The 18,543-nt window shown below is 60.2% G+C and carries 22 protein-coding genes; 20 read left to right on the top strand and 2 right to left on the bottom strand.

Going from position 1 to position 18,543, the window contains the following annotated elements; all coding sequences use genetic code 11:
- Positions 1–15 precede the first annotated feature (15 nt).
- The 15 genes from GC127_RS03495 (at position 16) to GC127_RS03425 (ending at position 11,382) form a co-directional block, all read left to right on the top strand.
- Positions 16–897: a DMT family transporter gene (locus GC127_RS03495; RefSeq protein WP_151976485.1), complete on the top strand. Its 882-nt coding sequence runs from the start codon at positions 16–18 to the stop codon at positions 895–897.
- Positions 898–1,138: 241 nt separating this feature from the next.
- Positions 1,139–1,765, top strand: a complete 627-nt coding sequence (locus GC127_RS03490; protein WP_151976483.1) for an RNA polymerase sigma factor — start codon at positions 1,139–1,141, stop codon at positions 1,763–1,765.
- 92 nt (positions 1,766–1,857) lie between these two features.
- Positions 1,858–2,190, top strand: a complete 333-nt coding sequence (locus GC127_RS03485) for a hypothetical protein (protein WP_254699984.1) — start codon at positions 1,858–1,860, stop codon at positions 2,188–2,190.
- Positions 2,187–3,953 carry a DUF3141 domain-containing protein gene (locus GC127_RS03480; RefSeq protein ID WP_151976481.1) on the top strand — a complete coding sequence of 589 codons (1,767 nt, stop codon included), beginning with the start codon at positions 2,187–2,189 and terminating at the stop codon, positions 3,951–3,953. The genes GC127_RS03485 and GC127_RS03480 overlap by 4 nt, the downstream gene beginning before the upstream one ends.
- A 6-nt stretch (positions 3,954–3,959) precedes the next feature.
- Positions 3,960–4,139, top strand: coding sequence for a hypothetical protein (locus tag GC127_RS03475; protein WP_151976479.1), 180 nt, complete (start codon positions 3,960–3,962; stop codon positions 4,137–4,139).
- Positions 4,132–4,977, top strand: coding sequence for an enoyl-ACP reductase FabI (gene fabI, locus GC127_RS03470; RefSeq protein WP_151976477.1), 846 nt, complete (start codon positions 4,132–4,134; stop codon positions 4,975–4,977). The genes GC127_RS03475 and fabI overlap by 8 nt, the downstream gene beginning before the upstream one ends.
- Entirely contained in the window at positions 4,974–5,573 is a 600-nt protein-coding gene (gene petA / locus GC127_RS03465; RefSeq protein WP_151976475.1) for a ubiquinol-cytochrome c reductase iron-sulfur subunit, read from the top strand. Before fabI ends, petA begins: the two co-directional genes overlap by 4 nt.
- Before the next feature lie 39 nt (positions 5,574–5,612).
- Positions 5,613–6,308: a CBS domain-containing protein gene (locus GC127_RS03460; RefSeq protein ID WP_151976473.1), complete on the top strand. Its 696-nt coding sequence runs from the start codon at positions 5,613–5,615 to the stop codon at positions 6,306–6,308.
- A gap of 60 nt (positions 6,309–6,368) precedes the next feature.
- Complete coding sequence (locus GC127_RS03455) at positions 6,369–7,130, top strand: NAD(P)/FAD-dependent oxidoreductase (protein ID WP_151976471.1); 762 nt, start codon at positions 6,369–6,371, stop codon at positions 7,128–7,130.
- Positions 7,127–7,528, top strand: coding sequence for a hypothetical protein (locus tag GC127_RS03450; protein ID WP_151976469.1), 402 nt, complete (start codon positions 7,127–7,129; stop codon positions 7,526–7,528). Before GC127_RS03455 ends, GC127_RS03450 begins: the two co-directional genes overlap by 4 nt.
- 95 nt (positions 7,529–7,623) lie before the next feature.
- The gene (locus tag GC127_RS03445) at positions 7,624–8,787 is read left to right on the top strand and encodes a phosphatidylserine/phosphatidylglycerophosphate/cardiolipin synthase family protein (RefSeq protein WP_151976467.1); all 1,164 of its coding nucleotides are present in this window, start codon (positions 7,624–7,626) and stop codon (positions 8,785–8,787) included.
- Between the two features lie 32 nt (positions 8,788–8,819).
- Positions 8,820–9,239, top strand: coding sequence for a hypothetical protein (locus tag GC127_RS23340; protein WP_199861175.1), 420 nt, complete (start codon positions 8,820–8,822; stop codon positions 9,237–9,239).
- Between the two features lie 98 nt (positions 9,240–9,337).
- Positions 9,338–10,093 carry a hypothetical protein gene (locus tag GC127_RS03435; protein WP_254699983.1) on the top strand — a complete coding sequence of 252 codons (756 nt, stop codon included), beginning with the start codon at positions 9,338–9,340 and terminating at the stop codon, positions 10,091–10,093.
- Between the two features lie 231 nt (positions 10,094–10,324).
- Positions 10,325–10,666 carry a transposase gene (locus tag GC127_RS03430; protein WP_151976465.1) on the top strand — a complete coding sequence of 114 codons (342 nt, stop codon included), beginning with the start codon at positions 10,325–10,327 and terminating at the stop codon, positions 10,664–10,666.
- A gap of 32 nt (positions 10,667–10,698) precedes the next feature.
- Entirely contained in the window at positions 10,699–11,382 is a 684-nt protein-coding gene (locus GC127_RS03425) for a plasmid pRiA4b ORF-3 family protein (protein ID WP_151976463.1), read from the top strand.
- Here GC127_RS03425 and GC127_RS03420 read toward each other — a convergent pair.
- A complete protein-coding gene (locus tag GC127_RS03420; protein ID WP_151976461.1) occupies positions 11,375–12,166 on the bottom strand; it encodes a tyrosine-type recombinase/integrase in 792 nt (263 codons plus the stop codon). The two genes, GC127_RS03425 and GC127_RS03420, sit on opposite strands and share 8 nt — an antisense overlap.
- A gap of 141 nt (positions 12,167–12,307) precedes the next feature.
- Here GC127_RS03420 and GC127_RS03415 point away from each other — a divergent pair, with 141 nt between their 5' ends.
- Together GC127_RS03415 and GC127_RS03410 are read left to right on the top strand one after the other, a co-directional pair.
- Entirely contained in the window at positions 12,308–13,723 is a 1,416-nt protein-coding gene (locus GC127_RS03415) for an ISKra4 family transposase (RefSeq protein ID WP_151976459.1), read from the top strand.
- Positions 13,724–14,198: 475 nt separating this feature from the next.
- Complete coding sequence (locus GC127_RS03410; protein ID WP_151976457.1) at positions 14,199–14,882, top strand: hypothetical protein; 684 nt, start codon at positions 14,199–14,201, stop codon at positions 14,880–14,882.
- A gap of 3 nt (positions 14,883–14,885) precedes the next feature.
- On the opposite strand, the gene GC127_RS03405 is transcribed toward GC127_RS03410, so the two are convergent.
- Positions 14,886–16,012 (bottom strand): IS3 family transposase gene (locus GC127_RS03405; protein ID WP_151976455.1). Its coding sequence is split into 2 segments (ribosomal slippage): positions 14,886–15,748 and positions 15,748–16,012, totalling 1,128 coding nucleotides; the frame shifts between segments, so codons are not numbered across the junction.
- Between the two features lie 89 nt (positions 16,013–16,101).
- On the opposite strand from GC127_RS03405, the gene GC127_RS03400 reads away from it, so the two are divergent.
- The 3 genes from GC127_RS03400 (at position 16,102) to GC127_RS22715 (ending at position 18,442) form a co-directional block, all read left to right on the top strand.
- Complete coding sequence (locus GC127_RS03400) at positions 16,102–16,656, top strand: hypothetical protein (RefSeq protein WP_151976453.1); 555 nt, start codon at positions 16,102–16,104, stop codon at positions 16,654–16,656.
- Positions 16,632–17,390 (top strand): DUF1883 domain-containing protein, encoded by a 759-nt coding sequence (locus GC127_RS03395; protein WP_151976451.1) that lies wholly within the window; start codon positions 16,632–16,634, stop codon positions 17,388–17,390. The genes GC127_RS03400 and GC127_RS03395 overlap by 25 nt, the downstream gene beginning before the upstream one ends.
- Before the next feature lie 89 nt (positions 17,391–17,479).
- Positions 17,480–18,442 carry a hypothetical protein gene (locus GC127_RS22715; protein WP_199861174.1) on the top strand — a complete coding sequence of 321 codons (963 nt, stop codon included), beginning with the start codon at positions 17,480–17,482 and terminating at the stop codon, positions 18,440–18,442.
- The last annotated feature ends 101 nt before the right edge of the window (positions 18,443–18,543 follow it).

Below are 18,543 nucleotides of genomic sequence, written 5' to 3'. Positions count from 1 at the left end.
AGATAAGGAAATTCGATGTCGCCGACCGTCATATCCAAGATCTTTCTGGCCATGTTCCTGTGGGCGGCGTGCTTTCCGCTGATCACCGCGGGGCTGCAATACGCGCCGCATCTGACCTTTGCGACGATGCGGGCGGTTTTGGCAGGCGCGGCTCTGGTGGGGTTGGCCGTGATCTTGCGTCGGCCATTTCCGCGCGGCGGGCGCATCTGGGTGACACTGGCTGTCGTCGGCCTTGGGGCGACCAGCCTGGGGTTTCTGGGCATGTTTCATGCGGCCGAGTTTGTGTCTCCCGGCATCGCCACCGTCATCGCCAACACGCAGCCCCTGCTTGCAGCGATGCTTGGCGTCGCGTGGCTTGGCGAGCGCCTGCCGATGATCGGCTGGATCGGCCTGTCGGTCGGCTTCGCGGGTGTCCTCGTGATCGCCCTGCCGCAACTGCTGGACAGGGGGCAGGACGGCTCGGCCATCGGCTTTGCCTATATCGTTCTGGCGGCGGTCGGCGTGACCATCAGCAACGTGGCGATCAAGTCCATCGCGGACAAGGTGGACGGGCTTTTCGGAATGGGGGTGCAACTGCTCATCGGCAGCGTGCCATTGGCCATCGCGGCCTTCGCAATGGAAGATCCAACCGCGGTTCAATGGAACGCGGTCTTCACGCTATCCTTGCTGGGGCTGGCCCTTTTCGGCTCGGCGCTGGTGTATTGGGTCTGGTTCTCGGTCTTGGAGGAGGTCGAGTTGAACCGGGCAATCGTGTTCAGCTTTCTGGTCCCGATCTTCGGTCTTACGATTGGCGCGCTGTTCTTCGGGGAACGTCTGTCCGGCATTCAGTTTTCCGGTATTGCGCTGGTCATTCTGGGGATCGTGTTCGTCAATCTCAAGGGCAGACCACAAGGGTAGTCGTACCGCGCCGAAGGGAAACCTGACGCCGGCAGGTTGCAGTGCGACATCCTGGCCATCCCGTCACCGCCGAAAGCCACCTTGCTGCAGACGGACAGAAACCCGATGTCTTTCACACCCGCGCAACGGGCAGCAACGCATTTGATCCATGTCAATGCCCGCCCGCATTGAAACTGCAAGATGCAACAGTCAGACCATCGTTGCATGACAGCGCAAGATACGCGGAAAGGGCAGGGACATCATGGCATCGCAAGACAGTCGCAAGCGGGAGGTGCCCGACACTTCGCCGGAACGCGCGCTGTTGGACGGGCGCGGCGCGTTCATGGGGTTCCTGGTCAAACGGCTCGGCAACCGCGCGGATGCCGAGGATGTGTTGCAAGAGTTCTGCATCCGGGTGCTGACCCGCAAGGATCAGCTCCGCGATGTCGACCGGATGGATGCGTGGCTCTACACGATCCTGCGCTCCACCCTGAACGACCACTACCGCAAGGGAACCCGGCGCAGCCGTCTGGCGGCAGCGGCGGCGCGCGAACCCGAAGACTGGATCGCCGATGCGCCCAGTCAGATGGCGCGGCTATGCACCTGCCATGAGGGGCTGATTTACGAACTGCGCCCGGCGGAGTCCGAACTGATCCGGCGCATAGATTTCGGCGAGGAGGATCGAGAGACCGTGGCGGCCGATCTCGGATTGACGCGCAATGCCCTCGGTGTCCGGCTTCACAGGGCGCGCAGCGCTTTGCGCGAGGCGCTGACGGCGCATTGCGGCTCATGCTGTCGGGAGGACCGCGAGGATTGCTCCTGTCCGCCCGAAGGCTGCGCGAGCGTCGAACACGAAACCGATTGCGAAGACATGGGACAGGCACACTGATCGCCCTGCCGACGGGTCTGTAACGATTTCCATCTTCCGGCGTCTTCTTCTGTGACCAAGCCCGAAGGCTCAACCACAGGAGTCGCCTAGCCATGCCACGCAAGACGATGGATCGTAAATCAGGGGAAACCCGTCACTCATCATCCGACGACGATGATCTTCGCATCTTGTTCTCGCGGATGACCTGTGCCTGTGCCGAGACCTTCGGGCATGCCGACGCCCCGATGGCGCGGGCGTTGTTCAACCGGGTCGAAATGATGAACCAGCCTCCGTCACTCGCGGCGTGCGCATTGGGCATCGAGCCCGGCGATGCGTCCTATCTCCTGACCGGTCTGCGCGAGGATGTTGCGGAGGATCTCGTGCTTGTGATGCTCGCTGGACGACCCTCCGGCACAGACCCCCAGTCAAGAGGAAACCGAACATGAACAAGAGCCTGCGCCTTGCGGTGGAGCCGCCTGAACACGCTCCTGCACCTGTCGCTGACGATGCGAGCACGGGCGCGCGGACGCCCTATGCCCAAGACGCCTTTGAACGCTGGATCCTGTTCCTCGATGCGCTGCGCGAACGCGCCGACAACATGATCGCGCATGAGCGGCAGGGCATGCCGCCGCTGCTGGATTTCGACTACGAGCTTTTGCTTGACGCCCGCAATTTCGAGCGGCCCGCCAACTACGCACTGCTCAGGATCACGCGGGTCGGAGAGGATTGCTGGGACGATTGCGTCGATGCGGCCAAGCCGCCGGTGATCGTGATCGACCCGCGCGCCGGGCACGGGCCGGGCATCGGCGGGTTCAAGCGCGACAGCGAGGTCGGCATGGCGATGCACGAGGGCCACCCGGTCTATTTCGTGATCTTCTTTCCCGAGCCGGTGCCGGGTCAGACCCTGGCGGATGTGCATTATGCCCTGCGCGATTTCGTCTCCGAGGTCGCGCGTCGCCGTCCGGACACGGCCCCCGTGCTCTACGGCAATTGCCAGGCCGGTTGGGCGGCAACGCTGCTGGCGGCGGATTGCGACGGTCTGACCGGTCCAATTGTGCTGAATGGCTCACCGCTCAGCTATTGGTCGGGCGAGGCGGCAAGCAGCCCGATGCGGATGATGGGCGCGCTCTCGGGAGGGGCCTGGTCCGCGCATATGATATCCGATCTGGGCGATGGCCGGTTCGATGGCGCCTGGCTGGCGCAGAATTTTGAGACCCTGCAACCGGAAAAGGCGATCTGGGACAAATACGCGACCCTCTTTGCCCATGCCGACACCGAACGCGAGCGGTTCCTTGAATTCGAACGCTGGTGGAATGGCTACTACACGCTCAGTCGCGAGGAAATCCTCGGCATTACGCAGAACCTGTTCATCGGCAACCGGCTGGAGCGGGGCGAGATGCAACTGGACGCGCATTGCACCATTGACCTCAAACGCATTCGCAACCCGCTGATCATCTTCGCCTCGGAAGGTGACAACATCACGCCGCCCGAACAGGCAATGGGGTGGATCGGCAAGCTCTATCCTGATACCGATGCACTCAAGGCAGCCGGGCAGCGCATCGTCTACATGACCCACCCGCGTGTCGGGCATCTGGGCATCTTCGTCTCCGGCTCCGTCGCGCGGCTCCAGCATCGTGCCATCCTGGAAAGCCTAGACGAGGTCGAGGCACTTGCCCTGGGGCTCTACGAGATGGTGATCGACAACCCGTCGGGCGACCCGGATTGCGAGAGCGGTGATTTCGCGGTGCGGTTCGAGCAACGCGAGGTCGGTGACTTGGGCATCGCCTCGGACGATGCGGCCTTGAAGCAGGTGGCGCAGATGTCGCGGATCAACGAGGCCGCCTATTCGACATTCGTCAGTCCTTGGATCCGTGCGGCCACCACCCCGGTCAGCGCCGAGATGCTGCGCGCCCTGCATCCCATGCGCTGGACCAGAACGATGTTTTCCGAACGGGTGAACCCGTGGATGGCGCTGGCAAAATTCACCGCTGAAACAATCCGCGAGACGCGCGACCCTTTGCCGGAAAACCACCCCGCGATTGTCACCGAGCGCGCGCTGGCGGTACGCACCGGCGAGGTTCTCGGCGCGTGGCGCAAAGGGCGCGATGCATGGATCACCCATGTCTTCGGCGCGATGTTCGGCACTTTCTCCGTCACCACGACACCTGCACAGGCGGACCATCCGGACGCGGCATCACACAAGGAGTGAACGAACATGGAATGGCTTATCGAAAACTGGGTTCTGGTTCTCGTCATCGGCGGAATGGCCGCGATGCACCTTTTCGGGCACGGTCATGGTGGACACAAACATGGCAAGTCAACCAAGCGTCATAGTGCGCGCGACGAGAAGACCAAAGCGACGGCCGATACCGAGGCGGCGTCGAAGGATGCCTGACTTCGACGAATGTTGCGATCCGGCCGAACTGCTTGATCTGTCCGGCCGGAAAGGTCTGGTTGTTGGTATAGCGAATGATCGCAGCCTGGCCTGGCCCGCCGCCCTGCATTTCCGTCAAGCGGGTGCTGAGCTTGCCGTCACCTATGTCGATGAGCGCACCAAACCCTTTGTCGCGCCATTGGCCGAACGGCTGGAGGCCCCGATCCTGCTACCCTGCAACGTGAATGCGCTACACGAACTCGACGCTGTTTTCGACGCCATCACCAAGCGCTGGGGAAAGCTGGACTTCATCTTGCATGCCGTGGGCAGCGTGCCGCCCGCTGACCTTCATGGCCGCCTGACAGACTGTTCGGCCGCAGGGTTTACCCATGCGATGCAGGTGTCCGTCCATTCGCTGATCCGCATGGCGCATCTGGCAGAACCCCTGATGAAGGGCGGCGGCAGCCTGATCACGCTGAGCTATCTCGGCGGCGAGCGCGTCGTGGAGAGCTACAACGTGATGGGGCCGGTCAAGGCGGCGCTTGAGGCCACGGTGCGCTATCTGGCCCACGAACTCGGGCCATCGAACATCCGCGTCAACGCCATTTCGGCGGGACCCGTGATGACCCGAGCGGCGTCCGGGTTGACCGGCTTTGCGGGTCTTCTGGACGCGACCGCGCGAGTTGCCCCCTTGCGGCGCAACGTCACGGCCGATGAGGTGGGCCGCGCCGCCTTATTGTTCGCCAGCGACTATACCGGGGGCATTACGGGCGAGGTGCTGCATGTCGATGCGGGTGTTCACGTCGAAAGCCCTGTCGCCGCAGCCGAGATGAACTCTAAATCGGAGAATTCACGATGATCAAAACCAGTGACAACCCCGGACAATCGCCCGCAACTGAGCGCCGCGATTTCCTGTATTATGCAACGGCCTCAACCGGCGCGGTTGCCGCAGGCGCGGCGGTCTGGCCTTTGATCAATTCGATGAACCCCTCGGCCGACGTGACCGCGTCCGGCACGGTCAGGGTCGATCTTTCCGGCGTCGAACCGGGCCAACGTATTACTGTGAAGTGGCAGGGGCGCCCGGTCTTCGTCTGGCGCAGGTCACCAGCCGCAATCGAGGCTGCACGGGCCGTCGATCTTAACCAGCTTCCCGATCCTGTTGACGAAGCGGGCGAGAATCCGAACGCAAGTGGCGAAGAGCAAGCACTGGATGAAAACCGCGCGGCGGGCGAGGATGGCGAGTGGCTGATCGTCATCGGTGTCTGCACCCATCTCGGGTGCATTCCACTAGGGCAGGATGGGTCGGCGGTGGGCGAGTTCGGCGGTTGGTTCTGCCCGTGCCACGGATCGCACTACGATACCTCAGGCCGGATCCGGAAAGGGCCGGCACCACGCAACCTTGACATCCCGCCCTATAATCTGGGCGACGACCTGCAACTCGTTATCGGCACCTGAAGTGCTGAACCGGCCAAAACTCAAGAAGGAGACTATGACATGCAAGCCAGGGATATCATGACGATATCGGTGATCTCGGTCCCGCTGGAGGGACAAATCGAGGGCGCGGTACGCTTGATGCTCGACCACAATATCAGCGCGCTGCCCGTCGTTGACGCAGAGGGCGATCTGAAGGGTCTTGTCAGCGAAGGCGACCTCATGCGGCGCGTCCGCGAAACAGATGGACCACGCCGGTCATGGTGGCTCGAGGTGCTGGGCGGATCGGGCGATGCTGCCAGGGATTTCGTGAAGCTCAAAAGCCACCGCGTCGAAGACGTGATGACAAGGGATGTGGTTTCGGTAGAAGAAGACACCAATGTCGCAGAGATCGCGCGTCTTCTGGAAAAGCACCGGATCAAGCGCGTGCCGGTGGTGAGTTCCGACAAAGTAGTCGGCATCGTAAGCCGGGCGAACCTGCTCCACGCCTTGTCGGCGCTTCAGGATGGGGCGCTGCCGGAGCCGTTGGAGGACGACCGCGTGCTGCGTGCAAAGATTGAAGAGGCTCTGAAAGAAGTGCCTGGTGCAGCGGTCAACCTCATCAACTACACCGTGCACAAGGGGAATGTCGCCGTCTGGGGTGTCGCCGACAGCGATTTCGAGGAGAATGCGATCCGGGTTGCCGTCGAAAACGTGCCCGGTGTCAGGACGGTTGAGGTCCATATGGGCCGCCTGCCGGCCTGGGCTTACGGGATCTGACTCACGTTGCGGAGATAAACCCGGCCTGTCAGGACGTCGATCGTATCGAGGAGGGTTCGTATGATGGCGCTAACGCCAGGTTCCGCCGACCCTGAAGACAATACGATTGAAATCGTCGGGGCTGGTCCCGCAGGTCTGGTCTGTGCAATCGTTTTAGCCAAGGCCAATCGTCGGGTCGTGGTGCGAGAGTGGCACGAAGATGTCGGCCATCGGTTCCACGACGACTTTCAAGGCCTTGAAAACTGGAGCGACGCGCAGAACGTTCTGGACGAACTGGCTGATGCCGGTGTTGTCGCCGATTTCGATCATCGCGGTGCAACCGAAGGCTTCGTCTTCGACAGCCATGCAAAGGCCCACAGAGTGCATGGATCGAAGCCCCTGTACTATCTTTTGCGCCGGGGCAACGCACCGGGAACGCTTTACCGGTTCTTGCTGGATCAGGCCCGCGCGGCCGGGGCCGAGGTGCGATTCAACGATCGCGTGAAAAAGACCACGACCAACATGGTCCTGGCAGGCGGACCACGGCGGGCCGATATCATCGCCGTGGGCTACGTCCTTGACACCTCTATGGCCGATGGTGCGTGGCTGGCCTTCGGGACCGAGCTTGCCCCGAAGGGCTACGCCTATCTGCTCGTGCACCGGGGGCGCGGCACGGTGGCCAGCTGCATGTTTTCAGGTTTTCGCGATCAAGCGAAATATCTCGCGGCAACCGTGGAATACTTCAAGCGTCACGCGGGCCTGGAGATGAAAACGCCGCGAGGCTTCGGCGGTTTCGGGAAAGTCCGATTGCCGCGCACGCGATGCAGGGTGGAAACCCGGTGATCGGCGAACACGCGGGTTTCCAGGACGCGCTGGCGGGATTCGGGCTGCGCTATGCGATGCGATCCGAGCCCCTGGCGGCCCAAAGCCTGATCAGCGGCGTCGACTACAGGAAAGCCTGGCGTGAGGCGCTGCAACCCGGCCTGCGCGGTGGTGTCGTCAATCGGTACCTGTTCAACCGGACGGGCGCCCGCGGGATCGACTACCTGATCGGAAAGCTGGGATCGACCGACACTGGCATTGCCTTGGGCGAGGCATATCGGCTTTCATTGCCCAAGCGACTGCTGCTGCCGCTCGCCCGTTTTCACTACCGCAACCCTTTGGAGGACCGCAGTTGCAGCCATGAGAACTGCGATTGTGTCGGGTGCCAGCACGGCGCCCATGAAACAGCGAACACCTGACGGATGTGCAGTCTTGCCTTTTCGCGCTGCAAGCATGGCTCCGACATCGTGACATCGATGTTGCGACCGAACCAGTGGGGCGGTAGGCCGCGATCATGAGCACCCCGCGCGCACCTCGCGAAAACTCCCTGACGATGCCACAGGCGCGGGCAGCGATGTGTGTGCCAAATCTGGGCGAAGGGTCGGGCGCTTTCCAGCTCTTTGTCGAGGGGGATGCCCTGTTCGATGCGATGATCACGGAGATCGAGGGCGCGACCGAAGCAATCTGGATGGAATCCTACATCTTTGCCACCGACGAAGTCGGCGCGCGTTTTGTCTCCGCCCTTGCAGCCAAGGCGCGAAGCGGGGTTGACGTTCGGTTGCATCTCGACGCTTTCGGTGCTGGCCAGCGGGATTTCGACAAGTTTCGGCGGGAATTGGAACGAAGCGGTGTGCGGTTTCGCTGGTTCCGCCCCTTCGATCTCCGACACCCGCTGCGATATTTCCAACGCAATCACCGCAAGCTTCTCGTCGTGGATGGCCGGGATGCCTTCCTGGGCGGTTTCAACATTCGCCGGTTAAACTCGCGTCGGCTTCATGGTGCAAGCCGCCAGCGCGATACCCATGTGCGTGTCCAGGGGCCGTTGGCGACGCTTGCCGCAAGTCATTTCATTCGACTCTGGCGGGAGGCCCGCCCGCTTCCGGCAAACGCAATTCCCGAAGAGGCCGACGGCATCGAAGGACTGCTGGTGCCTAGCTATTCGCGCAAGTGCCAGAAAAGGCTCGCCTGTCTGCATGCGGGACTGATCGGGATGGCACAATCCTGTGTCTATTTGACGTCGCCCTATTTCAGCCCGGGCACCGTGGTCGACCGGGCGCTTCAGGATGTCGCGCGTCGCGGCGTGGACGTCCGTCTGCTGGTGCCACGCAGAAGCGATCCCCTGGTCGCCGGCTGGGCGACGCGGGCGGCATATGCGCAGCTTCTCTCGGCGGGCGTGAGGGTCTACGAGTACTTGCCACGTCAACTGCATGCCAAGACTTCCGTCGTCGATAATGGCTGGTCGATCGTCGGATCGGCAAACCTCGATTACCGAAGCCTGTTCATCAATCAGGAGCTGGTCCTCTTTGCGCATGACCGCGTTTTGGCCGGGCAGTTGCAGGCGCAGTATCTGCGAGATATTTCAGATGCCCGTGAAATCACGCTTCGGACCTGGCGTTCGCGCGGCTGGCGCGCGCGTGGTTTCGAGTTGATCGGATGGGCTGCGCGACGGCTGCTGTAATCGGCAGCGATGTGGGAAAGGACTGCGCTCAGGTGCCTGTTCTCGGTGATCGCGGCGTGCGTGACGCGTTGTTGGTGTGGATCAAAGATGGAGCAGGGCAGGGCAACGCCGTTGTGCCGAATCTGAATGCGCCCGTCGGGAAACTCGTAGGTGTCGGCGTATTTGCCAACCAGACCGCGCGTTACGTCGTTGACTTCCAGACGTATGCGCTTGTGATCGTACTTCAGGGTCAGATCCTTGCTGACATAGCGCTTGTTGCGCAGACAGAAGTCTCGGCCGCGATCGTGCTCACCGGCACTTTCGCATTCAGCATGTCTTCGATTGCGCGTCGCTCACGCAAATCCAGCTCTGTATGGGCCATGTCCGTTCTCCTTGCTTTTCAGCAAGATAGGGGATTTGTCGCAACCCAGTTTAGAATGTGCCCAGCGTACAAGTTTTTGGCGCATAATTAGATTTATGTTAAGTATTAAATCCATATTGAATACACTAAGTCTTGCAATAATATATTTTCGTATGTATATTGAATGTGTCTTGCGGAGGTTTGTTTACCATGTATTTCCCGGCCAAGAAACATGTCCTTCTCTTTGTGACCGCCTTGGCTTTTGCGCATATTTTTCTTCCCAAAAGCAGCCGAGCGCAGAGCTATCCCATCGATTGCGCAATACTCCTCTGTCTGTCCGGGGGTTGGCCAGCATCTGTCCCTTGTTCTCGAGCGCGCGCGGAGTTCATCCGCCGGATCACGCCCTGGCCGGTCGAGCCGCCACTGCAGATCTGGCGCTGCCCGATGGGTGCGACTTACGAGATCGAACCTCGGCCGCGCAGAACTGACCGGATCTTCGATGCCTTGTCCCCAAAAGATGATAGTCGGCCGCGCCAGTCCTTTCCCGCGAGCCATCATACACCTGAAGCAATGACAGGAGCGGCCGTTTGGCGCTTTGACGAAACCTCAGACGAGCTCGTCCCAGTGGATTTTGCCCTGCACCTTGTCCAAGAGCGTGCAGACGTCGACATAAGCGGCCCGGAGTTCAATTTCGTGCGCTCTATCCGAGTTTTTGACGTCCGTTTCGCGTCACAGAGACTAGCCGGAGAGAACGATCAGTGCCGACGCCATGCACTGGTCTACCTCGGCACATACAGCACGCAGGGCGAATTTTCATGGGCATTATCTGCACCGGCGGCTCTACCCGACGCTCATATCGGGCTTGAAGGCTGGGGATCGGATTGTCCGAACATCACTAATCGCTCGGTGTTCGTGGACTGGCGCGACTACGCGGGCAACTATGGGTTTGAGCAGGTGAACTACTGACCGGTTAGGCGTGCCACACATCCGGTGCAAGCGCCGCAGGCGCGAGCGATCCAAGCCAACGTCATCGGTTTCTTGCGGCACTTGCGGGCCGGGGTGATATTGAGAAGCCAGCCGTTAATTGCCTAGGTGACGGCTCTCGAAATTCCGTAAGCGTCCGGCGTCACTGCTCTGCCGCACATAGAGGGTGATTGATAGTGTCCACCACGAGATAGTGGACACTATGGTGGCGTTATGGCGCGTCGGACGAAGCGGCTTTGGACGGACGAGGAGAAGCGTTCGATCTGTTTGCAGACGACGGCGCCGGGTGTGTCGGTTGCGCGTGTAGCACAGCGCTACGCGATGAACGCCAACCTGATCTTCAAGTGGCTGCGCGACCCGCGCTATGCGCCGGAGGTCCCGGCGGAGCCGGATGCGGCCTTTTTTCTTCCCGTCGAGATCGTCGAGCGACCCATGCACGAGAATAGCGAAGCCGCCGCAGGTCCGGTGTCCGCGGCAGGCGCGATCGAGATCGATACCGCGGGTGGCCACCGGCTGCGGATCAGGAGAGCACCAAATTCCGTGGGGTGCTGGTAGCAGGCCGAAGCATTTCGGCGTAGGCTTCACCCATGGTAGACGACACATCATCGGAACCGAAAGGCGGTTCGGTCCTGCAGCTGAAGGTCAGGCTGCTGCACCTCAGTCCGATGGTCTGGCGGCGGGTTCTGGTGCCCGAGGTGATGTCACTGCGTGAGTTGCACGGCGTGCTGCAGGCGGTGATGGGCTGGGACGGCATCCATCTGTTCGAGTTCAACATTCGGGGCGTGAGATATGCGAGCCCCGATCTTTGTGGCGAGCCACCGAACGCGGCGATCTCGGCGTTCCGGTTTCGCAAGGGATCGAAGTTCCGGTATATCTATGACATGGGCAATTGGTGGGATCATGAGGTCCGCGTCGAGGATCGGCTGCCCCCCGTGAGCCGCAAGCGATATCCGGAATGCATCGGCGGGGCCGGGGCCTGCCCGCCCGAGGATTGCGGCGGGGTGGAGGGGTATCTCGCACGGCGCGAAGAGGCCGTCGGCTACGACGCCATGAACGACATGTCGGATTTGGCCGATTTCATCGATCAAGCGGTTTTGCAGGGCGACCGGTCCATGCTCGACGATGAAGACGAGCGCTGGCATCTGGAGATGGTGCTGGAGCGGACTGGCTCCCGGCTGCGGTTCCTGGAGGACAAGTTTTCACGCGGCGCGGTAAACAAGGGGCTTCGATCCGATGAACACCGCCGCCTGATGCACCAGCAGCTCATGTGACCGGATCCGGATCGGAAGTCAGCAGATCGGCCGCGAAGGCTCCCACCACGTCGCCATGGCGGTGTCGGACCTGGCCAAGGAGATCGCGCCCTTCGTCCCCGGTGACGCGGTCGAACTTGCGCCGCAGCATGGCGACGCTGGTCTCGGCATAGATGCGGGTCGCGCCGATATCCTCATGGCCGAGGAATTTCTGGATGTCGGTGATGTCCATGCCGTCCGCTAGCAGCCGCGTCGCCATGGTATGGCGCAACAGATGCGGATAGAGACGCTTCCCGATCCCGGCCTTGCGGGCGACGTCGCGCACCATCTGCCCGATGCGCTGGCGGGTGTAGACCCGGCTGCCGGATTTGCCCTTTTCGCGGCTGATGAAGAGCGGTCCCGCCCGGCGCTTGCCGATATGCAGGGCGAGGAGCCGCGCAAGTTCCGATCGGATCGGCACCTCGCGCCGCTTGCCGCCCTTGCCGCTCTCGATAACGACGACGCGCTCGGCGATGCTGACATCCTCGACGCGCAGGGCGACGAATTCCGAGACGCGCGCGCCGGTCTCCAGCAGGGTCTGGACCATCAGCCCGGTCTGGCCGCCGCCGGCATAGGCGGCATCGATGAAGCGCAGGGACTCTTCGATGGTGAGCCGCGCCGGAGCGCCACGCCTTTCCTTCGGGGCCGACAGTCCGGCCTTCGCCCGCGCCGCCTTGAACACCGCCTTGGTCTGCACGTAGTCGATACCCTCGCGGAGGAGGATGTCGGCGATCTCGTCGGAGAGGCGTTCGATATAGCCGGTCATCGGTTTGTATATGCTGTTTCGAGAAACAAATCTTCTTGCCGGATACGCCATCAACGGGCCAGAATCCAGCCTGGCGGGGAGGAAATCACCACACAGGTTTTCCTCTCTGCCAATTCTGGAAAATCGGCCCAGGAGGGGACCATGAAGATCGAGATCAGGCTGCGGATCGATGCCGGGGATGGCGAGGCATGTGACGAGGAGGTGCTCGTCCTCGACAAGCCCCATGACCGGCTCGAACAGATCGGATTGTCCCTCGACGAGGCCAAAGACCTGCTGGGCCGAGTGCAAGAACGGCTCGTCGGCGCGCAAGCCGGGGCCTACGCTGCCGAACATCGCCACTGCGGCGCGTGCGACGCGCCCCTCCGCAGCAAGGGCAAGACGGTGATCCGGTTCCGCACACCGTTCGGCGACGTGCCGGTTGCCAGTCCGCGCCTGCATCGCTGCGCCTGCGATGCCGCCACCACCCGGACCTTCAGCCCACTAGCCGATCTGTTCCACGAACATGTCGCACCAGAGATGCTGTATCTGGAGACGAAATGGGCATCGCTGGTCTCGTTCGGCGTCACCGTCGATCTGCTGAAGGACGTGCTGCCGGTCGGCGCAACCCTCAACGCCGAAACCGTCCGGCATCACCTCCACCGCGTCGCCGCCCGTGCCGAGGCGGAACTGGGCGAGGAGCAGTTTACATTTATCGAGAGCAGTCCGTACCAACGAGCGCGGCTACCCCTGCCCGAGGGCCCGGTCGTCGTCGGTGTCGATGGCGGCTACGTCCGCGCCCGAGAGCCTGACCGCGAGGGCCGGCAGACACATTTCGAGGTCATGGTCGGCAAGTCCATGGCCGAGGATCGCGGCGACCGGTATTTCGGTCTCGTGCAGAGCTTCGACCGGAAACCGAAGCGCCGCGTGCACGAGGTGCTGCGCGATCAGGGGTTCCAGATGAACCAGGAGATCACCTTCCTCACCGATGGCGGCGACAGCGTGCGCAACATCGCCGTCGACATGTCACCCTGCGCCGATCATGTGCTCGACTGGTTCCACATCACCATGCGCCTGACAGTCATGGGGCAGTATGTGAAGGGGCTTGCCCATAACCGGGAAGCCGAGGCCGCAGAGATCGAACGAACTCTCAAGCGCATCAAGGGCTTCCTGTGGAATGGCAATACCCGTGAGGCGCTCATCTGCGCCCGCGATCTGGAAGACGATCTCGACGAAATCGAGACGGATTATTCCGGCATGAAGGCTTTTCGGAAAAATGCCGCCGAGTTTCATGTCTACATCACCCGGAACGCTCACACGATCCCGAACTATGCCGAGCGGCACCGCTACGGCGAGCGCGTCTCCACCGCCTTTGTGGAATCCACCGTAAACACCGTCGTCGGCAAACGCTTCGCCAAGCGCCAGCAGATGCGCTGGTCAAAGCGCGGTGCCCACTTCATGCTCCAGACCCGGACCCGCGCCCTCGACGGCACCCTCAGAGGAAAGTTCGAGCAATGGTATCCGGGGCTCGCTGTTGCCACGTCCGATCAGCAACCTGAGGCCGGCCCAATGGCAGCATAGACCCCACGGAATTTGGTGCTCTCCAGGATCGGCTCAGCTCGTTCTTGGATCGGTCAAAGTCGGTGGAGGTCAAGCAGGAGATCGAAACGTGGGAGCTGGATGATCCCACCTGGGCAAGAATCGGGGGGCGTGATCTCGGTAACGGGGTGGCGGAGCCTGGGACACACCGATATCATGAACCATGATTGCGGGAATTGCGTGCTAAATATCTGTAATCGCTTGCCTTGATCTATCGTACAACTCACACTTAACTAACATTTTTTCCAATTGGAGTGAAAAGGCATGCATCCACTTCTTCATACAACGCGCCGTACACGAGCACAGCCGAATGGTGTTCGCCCCGTGAATGCAACCTACGACTTTTTAAGTGGCCTCTGGATTAGCCCGGAAGGCCCGCTGTGCTGTGATCCGAGTCATATGCCGATGAGCAAGAAGAATGACATTGAGACCGGCGAGGATCAGAAGGGCCAGTAAGTTGTCGCTGGATGTTCAGGTTCTTATCCTTACGAGCGAACTCGATTTCGCTACTGATCGGATTTGTCGTAAACTTTTAAACGATGGAACTGCTTTCCTGCGGCTCAATCGCGAAACTCTGTCAGAGGTAAGCCTCACACTTTTTCCTAAGGAAGGAATGCTTCTCTGTCGAAAGGATGGGCATGAGTGGCGCGTGGGTGAGAAGCTTCGTTCAGTATGGTGGCGGCAAGGTACCTTCGACCGCAATGTTGCTAACGGGTACACATCTGTGAATGAGCAGATGGAGAGGTCGCAATGGTCTGCGTTCATGAGGTCAATTATGGTAGCTGATGGCGCAACGTGGGTTAACGATCCCTCTGCGGTCTATCGAGCAGAGACCAAGGCCGTCCAGCTCAATCAAGCAGCCCGGATCGGTTTTGACGTTCCTGAAACTCTGATGACAAATGATCGTTTTGCGGATGTTGAGGAAAGAATTGGGTCTCAGGTTGCGTTGAAGAGCATAGATACGCTTCTTCTCAGGCAGGGGGATGATCAACTTTTCGGTTACACGACTCTTGCGGATTGGCGGACCGTCGCAACTGAACATCTGCATTTGGCCCCCGCGACTATTCAGGCTCCGCTTCTGAACAAACTCGACCTGCGTGTCACAGTCATTGGCATGCCCCCATCGGGTGGTCCGGTTTGATTGTTAGTGCATTGTCGGCCTCTGGTCCATTGGAACGACGCTCTCCGGTGCGGGTGGCCGATATCCCAGAGCGCTATGCGGCCTGACCGTGTTGTAGTGGACGCGCCATTGCTCGATCAGGATTTGTGCCTCTCGCAAGCTGTAGAAGATTTCGCCGTTGAGCAGTTCATCGCGGAACCGGGCGTTGAAGCTCTCGCAATACCCGTTCTCCCAGGGTGATCCTGGCTCAATGTAGGCCGTTTTGGCGCCGACGGCAGAGATCCAGCGCCGCACCTTCTGGGCAATAAATTCCGGCCCGTTATCGGATCTTATGTATTCCGGCGGGCCGCGCAGGATGAACAGGTCCGTCAACGCATCCAGCACGTCCGTGGAGTTGAGCTTGCGATCGACGCGGATCATCAGCGCCTCCTTGGTGTATTCATCGATGATGTTGAGCGTCCGATAGATCCTGCCATCAGCGGTGCGATCCTGTACGAAGTCATAGGACCAGACGTGGTTGGGCTGCTCTGGCCGCAGACGCACGCACGAACCATCGTTCAGCCAGAGCCGACCCTTTTTCTTCTGCTTTTGTGGAACTTTCAGCCCTTCGCGTCGCCAGATACGCTCAACCCGCTTGTGGTTCACGTGCCAGCCCGCGTTGTTCAGCAAGCCCGTGACCATGCGATAGCCATAACGGCCATACTTGCCGGCCAACTCGATGATGTCGTCGGTCAGTCGCCCTTCATCGGCCCGGCCCTGCGGCATCTTGCGCTGCGTGGATCGGTGCTGCCCAAGCGCGCGGCAGGCGCGTCGTTCTGATACGCCAAGTTCCTGCCGCACGTGGTCGATGCACTTTCGACGGCGTGAAGGGCTCAGAAGTTTCCCCGTGCGGCCTCGGTCAGAATGAGCTTGTCCAGCGTCAGATCAGACACCGCACGTCGCAACCGCTGGTTCTCCTTCTCCAGCTCTTTCAGTCGCGCGAGTTGAGATCGCCCCATCCCGCCATATAGTTTCCGCCACCGATAAAACGTTTGCTGCGTCACACCGATCTGACGCACCGCCTCCGCAATCGTCGCGCCCTGTCCTTGCAGAACTTCAACCTGCCGAAGCTTCGACACAATATCTTCGGGCCTTTCTCGTTTTCCAGCCATCGCTGATCCTCCAATTTACGGGACAATCTATCCCAGTTGGTGGACCACTTTCAGGGGGCTATTCCAAACTAGATGAAAAGTTGCACAAGATGACCACGGTATTATCCGTCGCGGTAGCCATTGGGGGGTTGGTCAGCACCACGATGTTGCAGAATATAAGCGGGTCTACAGCTAAATATGTAGCGATTGGTTTATATCTTGCCGCGACTTCTCTGTTAGTCATTGGAATTGCCTTGGGCTTCAATGGGCTTCTTCCGAAGAAGCGCTATGGATATGGTGCCGCTTACATGCGGTATGTCGCCGCTGGAGGAGAAACTGCCCGACAGGTGATGATTAAGGCAGCGCGAGAATTTGAACGTGACAATCTCATTCGGTCCAACGAAACCACCGCGGCTGTGGTGTCCATTCGAAATGGAGTGCTGGTTTTCGCATTGGGGATCGCGGTAAACCTCTATGCTTTAGCCACGGCCGAACCGGACGCGCCTCAAGAGCCGTCAATCATTCTTGTCGAAGCAGGGGCTGCAAGGGGGAGTTTAGCCACTTTGTGTCGTACCGTTACGGGAATATCTCATCAAAAATGGCGGGCAAGGAGTTCTGATCCGCGAGAAAGGCAGGAAACGTGCAATTTATTCACAACGATCTAGGTTCCCGACAACGTGGTGAGATTGTTGAAGTTACACTTACCAGCGGTGCCAACGTTCGCTTAATGACGAGTTCCAACTTTTCCAACTATAAGAATGGACGGCGGCATCAGTACATCGGTGGATTAGCTAAAAAATCTCCAGTTCGTTTGCAAATACCAAGTAGCGGTCATTGGCACGTCGCGATTGATATGCAGGGACTGCGAGGTTCGACACGTGCGTCCGTTCGTGTTCTGCCGAGTCCGTTGCCGGAAATCCGCGAGGCCCCCCTGAACTCCGTTCCCGGTCTAGTCCGAGACGTGCCTCCGGCGGTTTCGGAGGACGCGGAAGCCTATGATGTCTTCATTTCGCATGCCTCCGAAGACAAGGATTCGATTGTCCGCTCCTTGGCGGAAGCCCTTCAGGGGAAAGGGCTGGCGGTCTGGTACGATGAATTCACCCTTCGCATCGGCGACAGCCTGCGCCGCAAGATTGACGCTGGTCTGGCCAGAAGCCGCGTCGGACTCGTGGTTATTTCCCCTTCCTTCATCAGCAAGGGCTGGACGAACTATGAGTTGGACGGGATCGTCACGCGGTCTGTTTCCGGCGAACAGATTCTGCTGCCGATCTGGCACGAGATCACGAAGCAGCAGGTCATGGATTTCAGTCCTTCCCTTGCCGACAAGGTTGCGCGGAGCACGGCCATGCATACGGTCGATGAAATCGCGAATGAGATCTTCGGACTTCTGAGAGAGTAGGGCGTCATCTCTTGTTCCGGACAATTATCTATGCCGTTCCCGTTTCGGCAGGTATTGATCTTCGATGCTAATTTTCGCGGAGCGGTATTGTGAACCCGGGAGCCATTGAAAAACTGACCTCTGCTAAGAGCGAGCTGGAAGTCCGGACGATTATCGAGAACCGCGACGAGGTTCTGGGGCGGTTTTCTCCGTTCTTTCAACCTGAATCGGTGACTGACCTGGACGAGGGTGTTTTCCGGGATTTCCTGAGTATCGAGCACAATAAGCACTGGACGGGGCTGGAGCGTCAGCCGCAACTCTATGCGGACATGGACGGATTGCGGCAGGTGCTCAGCGTGCTGGTGGACGAGGCGCGCCCGATCCGTGAACGGGTTGATGCCGTGATCGAGGCGCCAGGCATGGGAGTGGCGAAACTCTCTGCCATCCTGCTGGTTGCCTACCCGGAAAAGTACGGGGTGTGGAACGGCACTTCGGAGAAGGCCCTCCGCTCTCTCCGGCTGTGGCCTGCTTTCAGGCGCGGCGCGACAACAGGGGAGCGATATGTTGCGGTCAATCAGGTGCTGCTCGATCTGGCCTGGAAGCTTCAAATCGACTTGTGGACGTTGGACGCCATCTGGTGGGGGATTGATGTGGATGGGGCTGCCCCAAAACCCGCGAGCGGGGCAGGCAAGGTGCGTATCGGCGACGGTAAGGCCAAAGCCCTTGCGAATATGAAATACTCGATCCTGAACACCGTGCAGAATGCCAATGGGCAGAAGGTGGAGGTGACGGTCAAAAGCAAAGATCTGAAGATGCTGGCAAGCGAGCTTGATGCACTGTTGCCGCGTCTTCTGGAGCAGCAGAAGGAGCGCTGCGCGATCACCGGACTGCCCTTTCAGTATGAGGGAGACAGGAACATGCTGCCGTCAGCGGACCGGATCGATAGCGGCGGGCACTATGAGGCGGCAAACCTTCAGCTGGTCTGCCGCTTTATCAACTTCTGGAAACAGGCAATGCCGGACGACGAATTCCGCCGTCTGATCGGGATCGTGCGCGATAGCAGTGGAGCTTGACAAAAACGGTCCTATGTGCCGGTGGCGCAAACATCAGATTTTGACCCGATTTTAAGCTATAGCTGACCCCAATTTGATGGTGATAGAGGTCGGCAGTGCGG

It is taken from the genome of Roseovarius sp. EC-HK134 (assembly GCF_902498815.1).
Classification (GTDB): Bacteria; Pseudomonadota; Alphaproteobacteria; order Rhodobacterales; family Rhodobacteraceae; genus Roseovarius; species Roseovarius mucosus_A.
Note: the sequence above shows the minus strand (reverse complement) of the source record. Positions and strands in the feature narration are given on the sequence as shown.